The organism is Ruminococcus sp. CAG:379, assembly GCF_000434255.1.
GTDB lineage: Bacteria > Bacillota > Clostridia > Oscillospirales > Ruminococcaceae > Ruminococcus_F > Ruminococcus_F champanellensis.
The window spans coordinates 47,308-56,521 of the sequence record NZ_FR894900.1 but is presented as its reverse complement, the minus strand read 5'-3'; the positions used below and the strand labels follow the sequence as shown (position 1 = coordinate 56,521).

The window sequence follows — 9,214 nt, the reverse complement described above, 5'->3', positions numbered from 1 at the left end:
GATGAACATGGCAGTTGCCGCCGCAACCAGGAGCAGCAGCAGGATCATGCCGATGCCCGCCGCCGCATTTTCCGGAATACCGTACTTCGGCACCTCGCTCATCGCCGCCAGCAGGATCAGACCGATGGGGGAAAGCACGCAAAGCATGGTTGCAAAAGCTATGGGCCCGGCACTACGCTGCTTTGCCTCCAGAAAGGCGGATGCCTCCTCCAGGGACACCCGGCGCAGAGACTCCCCCGGATCCTCCCCAGGTGCAGGCTCCGGCTCCCCCTCCTCATCCTTCAGTAGATAATCCGTGGTCACATGAAACAGCCGGGACAGCTGCACCATCTTTTCCAGATCCGGAACGGACTGGGCGCCCTCCCACTTGGATACGGACTGCCGGGACACATGCATCTGCTGCGCAAGCTCCTCCTGGGTCCATCCGCTCTTTTTTCTAAGCTGGATCAGTTTGTCTGCAAAAATCATAATTCATTGCTCCTTTTCAGTTTGGATGATGTCCCTATGATACCATACACAGCGGTTGCAGACAACCAACCAGTGCCTTGCAATTTGTCAACCGGCGGTTGCAATCCCGGTTTTCCGGGCTTTTGCCTACTGCACGCAGTCCTCGGCGAGGAATGTGACCTGATCCGAATTGTAGCAGTTCCTCCCTGCTTTGGACAAGCCTTCCCCATAATCCACCAGGTTGTGCTGCACGGAAAAGTCGCTGTACCAGCCATCCACCACATACATACGCCGACTGGTATCCACCTCCCCGTAGGGTCTGTCCATGTACAAAGTATTGTTTGCAAAGCGGGCGTGATACCCCCAGCCGCTGACCTGCTCGTGCAGTTCAAAAGCAGCCACGATCTTGCTGTTCCCGTCCCGGTATCCGATATTGTCGTGTACATAGCAGTCATTCCCTGCGATATCCAGAAAACTGCCGGCATAATTCTCCCCGGTCATGCCCTCCCCGTGAAAGGTGCAGCCGCTGATCTCCGTGCCGGTAGTGTATTCCTTCACGTCCACATGCTCCGCTGCCACATTCCGAAAGACACAGCCATCCACCCGGTTGTAATCGCATTTGTAATCAAAGCCACTGGTGCTGTAGGCGCTGCCGATGTACACCCCTTCCCCATAGCCGGGTGTAACCAGCCCCGTATCGTGGATGCTGCACTGCTGTACCAGGCAGTAGGAGCTGCCGTCCCGGATGGCGACCGCCTCCGCACCGGTATTGGCGATCTCACAGCTGCGGAGCACGGTGTGGTTGGAATTGTCCAGCACGATTCCCTTCTGTGCATTGGTGAGCAGCAGATGCTCCAGCACCCAGTAATCCCCGGTGATATGCATCACATAACCGCCATCGGTTCCGGTACCGGTCAGTTCCGGCGGATCTGCCGGATCTGCCGCCTGCAGGATGATGGGCTGCTGCTGATTACCCTCCACCGTGCCATAAAATTTCTGTGCACCGCTGTCCGATACCTGATACATCCCGGGGTTCAAACGAATTACATCCCCGGCCTGTGCCTGCGCCATGGCTTGTGCCAGCTCCGCCGCATCGGAAACCGTCACCTGCCTGCCCGCATTGGTCAGAAGTCCTCGCTTCATCAGGCAAAGATCCATCCCGTTCAGCATACCGTCTCCGTTCAGATCCCCTGCCTGCCCATCCGACAGGGTCACTTCCTGCCCCAGCAGCCAATTTTGCAGCAATGCCACATCCTCCGCATCAGATGCCCCATCTGCATTCACATCCCCGGCAGCATCCGCTGCCTGAGCGCCCATGCCAAAGAGCACCGTCAGCAATGCTCCGGTCAGCAGCAGACTGATCCGATTCATTCTTCGCATTTCTTACCCCCATACAGAAACGCCCCGATTCCATCCAGGAACCGGGAGCGTTTTTTCACCATAACGCTGCACCATGCTGTGCAGGTCATCTCTTGCGGAACAGTACCTTTAGCAGCAAGCCGCAGCCTCCGCCGATTAGCAAAAACATCATAACGAACTCGAACATCGTTGTCCGGGTGAACCGGATCTGAATACTCATGATAATGGCAAGCACAATGATTGCCAGACCCAATGCAGTCACGATCCAGCCATAGATACGGCGGTCGCAGAAAAACAGCAGGATTACACCAATGAAAAAAGGCAGGATCACTGCGCCGCTGGGAATGGTCACACTGCCAAGCATCCACCCTCCCAGTGCAAAAATCCCACTGGTAGAAACGGTGGTTTTCTGGAACAGCCAGAACAGCCCTGCTCCCAGCATAATCATGCCAATGAAAAATTGCAGCAGGTCATTGCTTTCCTTTTTCGGCTGTGTGCCGATCCGGGAAGCAGCCTCATTTGCCTTGCGCATCCGGCGGACGGTTTCTTCCAGCTCCTTGATGTCCCGATCTGCCATATGCTCCACCTCCTTTTTTGTTATTATACCGGAAAGAATGCCAATTGTCAAGGATGGAACACTGGGACGCATGTTACCCAAGCCCAGACTCATACAATGAGCCGAAGGAAGGTGATGCAATGTTTTTGCAGTTTTTAAGCGGTATTCTCAGCAATCTGTTTTTCTTTGCGCTTCATGTGAACACCGCCATGGCATTTCCCAAGCCTCTGTCCCCAAAGGAGGAGGCGGACTGCTTTGCCCGGCTCGCCCAGGGAGACAGCCAGGCACGCACCATGCTGATCGAGCATAATCTGCGGCTGGTGGCTCACATGATCAAGAAGTATTACGCCAACAGCAAGGATCAGGATGAGCTGATCTCCATCGGCACGGTGGGGTTGATCAAAGCGGTGAATACCTTTGACGCCTCTAAGGGCTCAAAGTTTGCCACCTATGCGGGGCGGTGTATTGAAAATGAAATCCTCATGCACTTCCGGGGGCAGAAGAAAACCGCCAATGACGTGTACATTGACGAGCCCATCGACACGGACAAGGACGGGAACACCCTGACCCTCATGGACATTGTGGCGGACAGCAGCGATGTGTTCGAACAGGTGGATCTGACCATCCGCTCCAAGCAGCTGTACCGGTATCTGGACAAGTGCCTGGAGCCAAGAGAGCTGGATATTATCACCCGGCGCTATGGACTGTACAACCACATGCCCCAGACCCAGCGGGAGGTGGCGGATCGGCTTGGCATCAGCCGGTCCTATGTGTCCCGGATTGAAAAGCGTGCCCTCAGCAAGCTGAAAGCCATGTATGATGCCGGGGCATAGTCCGGGCTAAGGTACAGCGCTGCCTGAAAACAGAGTACTTTTCAGCAGAAAAAATACTGTTTTATAGTTGACAGCCCTCCCCGTTTCGCTTATAATAAAGGCAGTACTGCACAGGTTTTGTGCAGTGCAGACTATGGAAGCCAAATCATTTAAGGAGAAAAAGCAATGGAATTAAAAAATCTTTATAAAGTTCATATGGGCAAAGCCAACTGCGCCATTGACCTGGGGGACGGCAGCGAACGGGGCGAATATGTAAACCAGGACTATATCCTCGCCAAGCTGGAGCGTCCCATGCGGAGCATCAGTCTGATGTACTGCTACTACCCGCTGGACAAAGGCTGGCCGGGTCGGGCAAGTGTGGTTCACGCCAGCCCGGACGTAAGCTTCGCCTGGGATTACCCCTACGATGACTATTTCACCTATAAGGGCGGCATCGGCGGCAACACAGAGGGGGAACCCTTCTGCTACATGCGGGAGATCCGTGCCCACGGTCAGGATGTGACCCTGACTCTCACCATCGACCCGCACGTTTCCGATGAAATGCTGGCACAGATCGGCAAGGATCTGCGCCCCTTCGGCAGAATGCTGCTGCGGATCAACCATGAAGCCACCGGCAACTGGTTCTCCTTCAACAAGCGCTGCACCTATCAGGAGGTAGCGGATTTCTTTGTACGCGCTGCCCGAATCATCAAGGAAGAAGCCCCCAACGTATCCGTAATCGTCTGCATCGGCGGCGTGGAGCATGCCGACAAGCAGGAAATTGAAATGGAACAGGAATTTGCCCAGACCATTCCGGCAGCGGATGTCTGGTCCGTGGACAAATACATGGCGCTGCACTGGGGCTGGCCCTATGACGTGGCAGAGCCGGGCGGCTCCAGCCACAACCGGCATACCGTGACAGAGACCTATGAGATGACCAAGCGCAGCTTTGAACGGTTCCGGTACCTCAACGGCGGCGTGGCAAAGCCCATGGTCATGTCCGAGTTCAATGCGGACGGGGATGTAACCGGTCCCTATGACCAGGCAAAGATGGTACGGGAGTTCTGTGATCTGCTGGTCAAGGATCAGGCAACCTGGTTCACAGGCTTCACTTTCTACCAGTTCCGGGATCGGGGCAGGCTGGGTCTGGAGATCGAGGATCCCAACAATCCGGAGGTCGGCATCGAACAGCCGGTCATGGATACCTTCCGGGAACTGATCCAGGAGGACTGGTTCCTGCCCAGACTGACCAATCAGGATGCTCAGCAGTTGCCGGTAACCCTGCGCTGGGGCGGCTCGGAAGATGCAGAGGGGTTGGCAATGGATCTGCATTTTGAGGGGAATCCTCACTTCTGTGAGCTGTACTTTGAGGATGACACCAATCTGATGATTGAGTTGGGTGGCAAGTGGTTCTATAAGGCACCCAAAACCCGATTCGTGGATCTGATGCCTCTGTTTTTCAAGAAGCCTCTGACAGGCCCCTGTGATATGACCCTGCGGCTGTTTGCACCTCCTGCAAGCGGTGAGAATGATCTCACCCTGGCAGATGGACTGTTCAACAGCTACACCACCATCGAAAGACTGCCGAAGATCCGGGTTCGCTACACCCCGGTGGAGAAATAATCCTTTCAGGCAACACAAACGGACAGCCGGGAATCCCCGACTGTCCGTTTTTTAGGCTCACTTGTACGGTGCGCATTATTCTGTTTTGACCTCCACAACCTCGCTGACGTGGAGGGCACCATCCAGCACATCCACTGAAATTTTTGCCACATAGCCGCTGTGCCGCAGCAGGATCTCTGCCACCGGATCCTCCACCTTCTGGCGGATCACCCGACGCAGATCCCGGGCGCCGTAGGATTTTCCAAACGCATCCTTGGCGATCTCCTCCAGGGCAGCCCGTGATACCTCCAGCTTGACTTCCTTTTCTGCCAGAGCCTGCTCCATTTCCGACATCATCAGTCCCGCAATATCTGCAAAATCCGTTACCGTCAGAGGGCGGAACACGACCACCTCGTCCACTCTGCCGATAAACTCCGGACGCAGGAACTCCCGCAGTGCCTTCAGCGCCTTCTCCCGGCTGATCTCCCCCTCGGTCTTGTTAAAGCCCATGCCGGTGCTCTTGTCCGTGGAGCCGGCATTGGAGGTCATGACAATGATGGTATTTTCAAAGCTGACGGATCGTCCGTGGGCATCGCTGAGCCGTCCCTCATCCAGGATCTGCAACAGCAGATTCATAATATCCGGATGCGCCTTTTCGATCTCATCAAACAGCACCACGGAATAGGGGCGGCGGCGCACCTTTTCGGTCAGCTGACCTGCCTCGTCGTATCCCACATAGCCGGGGGGCGAACCGATCATTTTCGCAACCGCATGCTTCTCCATGTATTCGGTCATATCCAACCGGATCAGTGCTTCCGTGGAGTCGAACATCTCCTCCGCCAGCACCTTGACCAGCTCTGTTTTGCCCACGCCGGTAGGCCCCACAAAGATAAAGGATGCAGGGCGGCGGCGCTTGGAAAGCTGTACCCGGGTACGCTTGATGGCACGGCTCAACACACGGATTGCCTCGGTTTGCCCGATGACCCGCTTGGACAGATTCTCCTCCAGATGCTCCAGCTTGGCAAACTCCGTCTGAGTGATCTTGCTGGCAGGCACGCCTGTCCAGACCTCCACCACCTGGGCGAGATCCTCCTCCGTCACTGTGATATTGGCAGTCTGCTTCTCCAGCTGTTCCCGCTGCTCCCGCAGACGGATCAGATCCGCCTTTACCTCCGCCAGAGCCTGATAATCCGGCGCTTCTGACTCCTCGATCTCCTTTTCCTTTGCTTCCTTGTCGGCAATGCTCTTGACGGTTTCGTCCAGCTTGCCCAACTCCGGATGCCGGATGGATGCACAGGCACAGCTTTCATCCAGCAGGTCGATGGCCTTGTCCGGCAGGAACCGGTCATTGATATACCGGTCGGAAAGCACCGCACACATCCGCACCAGATATTCGCTGATCTTCACCCGGTGGAATGCTTCGTAATACTTCTTGATGCCCATCAGCACTGCAACCGTATCATCAATGGAAGGCACGTTCACCGTCACCGGCTGGAACCGGCGCTCCAGGGCGCTGTCCTTTTCAATATACTTCCGGTATTCGCTGAAGGTGGTGGCACCGATGACCTGGATTTCTCCCCGGGACAGGGCAGGCTTGAGAATATTCGCCGCATTCATAGAGCCTTCGGAATCACCCGTGCCAATCAGGTTGTGTACCTCGTCGATAAACAGGATGATATTCCCCTGTTCCTTGACCTCGCTGATGAGACCCTTTACCCGGCTTTCAAACTGACCCCGGAACTGGGTGCCAGCCACCAGGGCGGTCAGATCCATCAGATAGACCCGCTTGCCACGCAAATTGAAGGGCACCTCTCCGGCAGCAATCTTCTGGGCGATGCCCTCCGCAATGGCGGTCTTACCCACGCCCGGCTCACCGATCAAGCAGGGATTGTTTTTCTGTCGCCGGGACAGGATCTGGATCACCCGGGCAATTTCCCGTTCTCTGCCCACGATATTATCCAACTTGCCTTCCTCTGCCCGCTGGCTCAGATTGGTGCAGTAATTGTCCAGGAACTTCAGTTCCTTGCCCTTTTCCTTCTTTTTCTTACCCTTAGAGGGTTCCTGGGCATGCTCCTGCTTGCCGTTTCTGCCTTCCTCCGGCTTCGGCGCATTATTCGCATTGAACAGATTCTGAATAAAGGGCGGCAGAGTGCCGGAGCCCCCCATCTCAAAGTTGTCTCCGTCCATCAGTTCCATCATCTGGTCGGACATCTGCTCCAGTTCTTCGTCCGTAATGCCCATCTGCTCCATGTAGTCCTTGACCTGAGGAATGTTCATCTGCTTGGCGCAAAGCATACAGAGTCCTTCGCTTTTCTTTTCGTTGCCGTGCATGGTCTGAATAAAAACCACTGCAGGACGGCGTTTGCATCTGCTACATAAAACCATCATATTTCTTCATTCCGCCTCCGGAATGCTCCTTCCTTTGCTCAGTCAATTACAGCTTGCCAGACAACTGATAGATATATCGAAACAGCCGACTTTTGAGGATCGTTTCCTCGTTCAGCACCAGCATGGTGTCAGAAGCGGTCACAAACAGCAGCCGCAGGAAGATGCACAGCAGGCACAGCAGCATCAGTGCCTCCAGAATGCCCAGCAGCCCACCGGCCGTATGATCCACCACTGGATAAATATTAAAATAAATCCTGGGTTCCAGCTTTTTCGCCAATACGGCAATCAGGCTCATCAGACAGCAGAAAATCGCAACAAACAGGAACGAATTGATGATCCGGATACAGTCATCCTTCACATAGGTGTCCTCCAGATAGGATGTGATCTGCCGCGTTGAGCCGGTTTCTCCATAGATATGCTGCATGGTTTCCACATACAGCGTATCGTTGTCCGCCAGCTTATCCTCCAAAGACAACCTTGCATACAAAGGCATCTGCTTTGCCATCAGGCTGCCGAAAGATTCTATGAACGCCCCCCGCAGAATATTCCGGAATTCCGTAGGTGTGGTCACGGTATAGTCACAGGTCTGGTTCACATACCGGTACAACTCATCCTCGAAATCCGCCTTTGCCGGCGAAAGACAAATGTCGATCTTTTTCTCGTCAAACCTAGCGCCGTATTCCTGTTTGTCCAGAGCATCCTGGATCACCGCAGTGCCGTCATAATCCGACAGCACCTGTTCAAAGGCGTACAGATTGCTTTCCCGGATCAGCCAGGTATACACCGGCTCCGCCAGCATAGCACTGGTGACGGATGTCACCACAGCGGACAAAACGTAGCCGATGATGATCAAAAAATTCTTCTTAAATCCTCTTTTGGCGTTGAGATAAATAATAAACAGCGCCAACGCCACTGCCAATATGTCATAAAACCACCAGAATTGGCTCCCCATCGTGTTGTCCTCCTACCTTGCGGCAAATTCAAATCAATTTGCAAAATCCATCCGATCAATCTTGTCATATCCAAACAAGAACAGGTATTTATCTATCCGCAGAAAATCGTCATAGCTGTCAGAAACCTCTACACTGCTTTTCTGTGTCCCGTCGAATGAATATGTTTCCATTCCCACCTTAGTCAGAACGTATGCATTTTCGTCCATTACATGCACATTTTTTACGACCATGTCAAAATCAATTTGTCTGGGATCCGCCCCCACAGAATCCAACAAAACCAGACTGGAACGCCGCTTCGTTTCGTTTTCAAACAACAATGCCGCCTTCCCGTTTTCACTGCTTCCCCCCACCAGCGTACCGGTGTAGGCATACATGCCGGTCTGTTGTCCGGCGTTGTCATAAAAGGCACACCGGGTATCCCCCATCAGAAATACGCCGCTGTCCGTTACGGACAGGGAAATACAGAAGGTGTTCAACGGCTCGGAGGTCCACTGCTCCCCCTTACTGTCAAACAGAAAGGAGCGAACAGTTGAGAGGATCTGACCGTCCTGTACAGTAAGCAGCACAATGGAGCAGCCGTTGCCCTTTGGATTGAATGCCAGATCTGACACCCGATCCACACAGTCCCGGCTGTAGATCTCCTGGCCGTTTTCGTCATACACCCGGATGGTGCATGCGCACAGCTGGGATGTGGTCACCACCGCCACATTGCCGTTGGAGCTGAGCCGGGCAAAGACGATCTGTTCGTCCAGCTCCTTGGTGTACAGAGTCTTGCTCTTGCTTTCCACCCGGAACTGGTTGCCGCTGCTTTCGTAGATCAGCGCTTTTTTCCCCGCAACCTCCATCATGGCGTTTGCATAGGCATGCTGTCTGCTTTCCCGCAGGTTGCCGTCCAGCCCATAGATATAGAAATTGGCATCGCTTAAAATCACAAGGCTGCCATTCATATCTGCGGTCTCATAGTCGATGCCTCCGGAAACCGTCAGAGGAAAATTCCCCTCTGCCAGGGTTCCGTCATTTTGCCGGATGGTCTGATACCGGGTACCGATCCCCTCCAGCTTCGGATACCAGACATCCCGGCGGGCGGAGATAATTCC

The 9,214-nt window shown here is 54.3% G+C and carries 8 protein-coding genes; 2 read left to right on the top strand and 6 right to left on the bottom strand.

Annotation, left to right across the window (positions count from 1 at the left end; translation table 11 throughout):
* The 3 genes from QVO51_RS06985 to QVO51_RS06975 form a co-directional block, all read right to left on the bottom strand.
* Window positions 1-468, bottom strand: a 468-nt coding sequence (locus QVO51_RS06985) for a helix-turn-helix domain-containing protein (protein ID WP_288167963.1), incomplete at its 3' end; no start/stop codon positions are given.
* A 126-nt stretch (window positions 469-594) separates the two neighbouring features.
* Entirely contained in the window at window positions 595-1,827 is a 1,233-nt protein-coding gene (locus tag QVO51_RS06980) for a dockerin type I domain-containing protein (RefSeq protein WP_288167962.1), read from the bottom strand.
* 85 nt (window positions 1,828-1,912) lie between these two features.
* Complete coding sequence (locus tag QVO51_RS06975) at window positions 1,913-2,383, bottom strand: hypothetical protein (protein WP_022357801.1); 471 nt, start codon at window positions 2,381-2,383, stop codon at window positions 1,913-1,915.
* A 119-nt stretch (window positions 2,384-2,502) separates the two neighbouring features.
* Between QVO51_RS06975 and sigK the strand changes: the two genes are divergently transcribed.
* Window positions 2,503-3,195 (top strand): RNA polymerase sporulation sigma factor SigK, encoded by a 693-nt coding sequence (sigK, locus tag QVO51_RS06970; protein ID WP_022357800.1) that lies wholly within the window; start codon window positions 2,503-2,505, stop codon window positions 3,193-3,195.
* A gap of 165 nt (window positions 3,196-3,360) precedes the next feature.
* Window positions 3,361-4,797: a hypothetical protein gene (locus tag QVO51_RS06965; RefSeq protein WP_022357799.1), complete on the top strand. Its 1,437-nt coding sequence runs from the start codon at window positions 3,361-3,363 to the stop codon at window positions 4,795-4,797.
* A gap of 75 nt (window positions 4,798-4,872) precedes the next feature.
* Here the strand turns inward: QVO51_RS06965 and QVO51_RS06960 are convergent, their stop codons facing one another.
* The 3 genes from QVO51_RS06960 to QVO51_RS06950 all read right to left on the bottom strand — a co-directional run.
* Complete coding sequence (locus QVO51_RS06960; protein WP_022357798.1) at window positions 4,873-7,164, bottom strand: ATP-dependent Clp protease ATP-binding subunit; 2,292 nt, start codon at window positions 7,162-7,164, stop codon at window positions 4,873-4,875.
* A 46-nt stretch (window positions 7,165-7,210) separates the two neighbouring features.
* Window positions 7,211-8,116 (bottom strand): CvpA family protein, encoded by a 906-nt coding sequence (locus QVO51_RS06955; protein ID WP_022357797.1) that lies wholly within the window; start codon window positions 8,114-8,116, stop codon window positions 7,211-7,213.
* 33 nt (window positions 8,117-8,149) lie between these two features.
* Window positions 8,150-9,214, bottom strand: a 1,065-nt coding sequence (locus tag QVO51_RS06950) for a DUF5711 family protein (RefSeq protein WP_288167961.1), incomplete at its 5' end; no start/stop codon positions are given.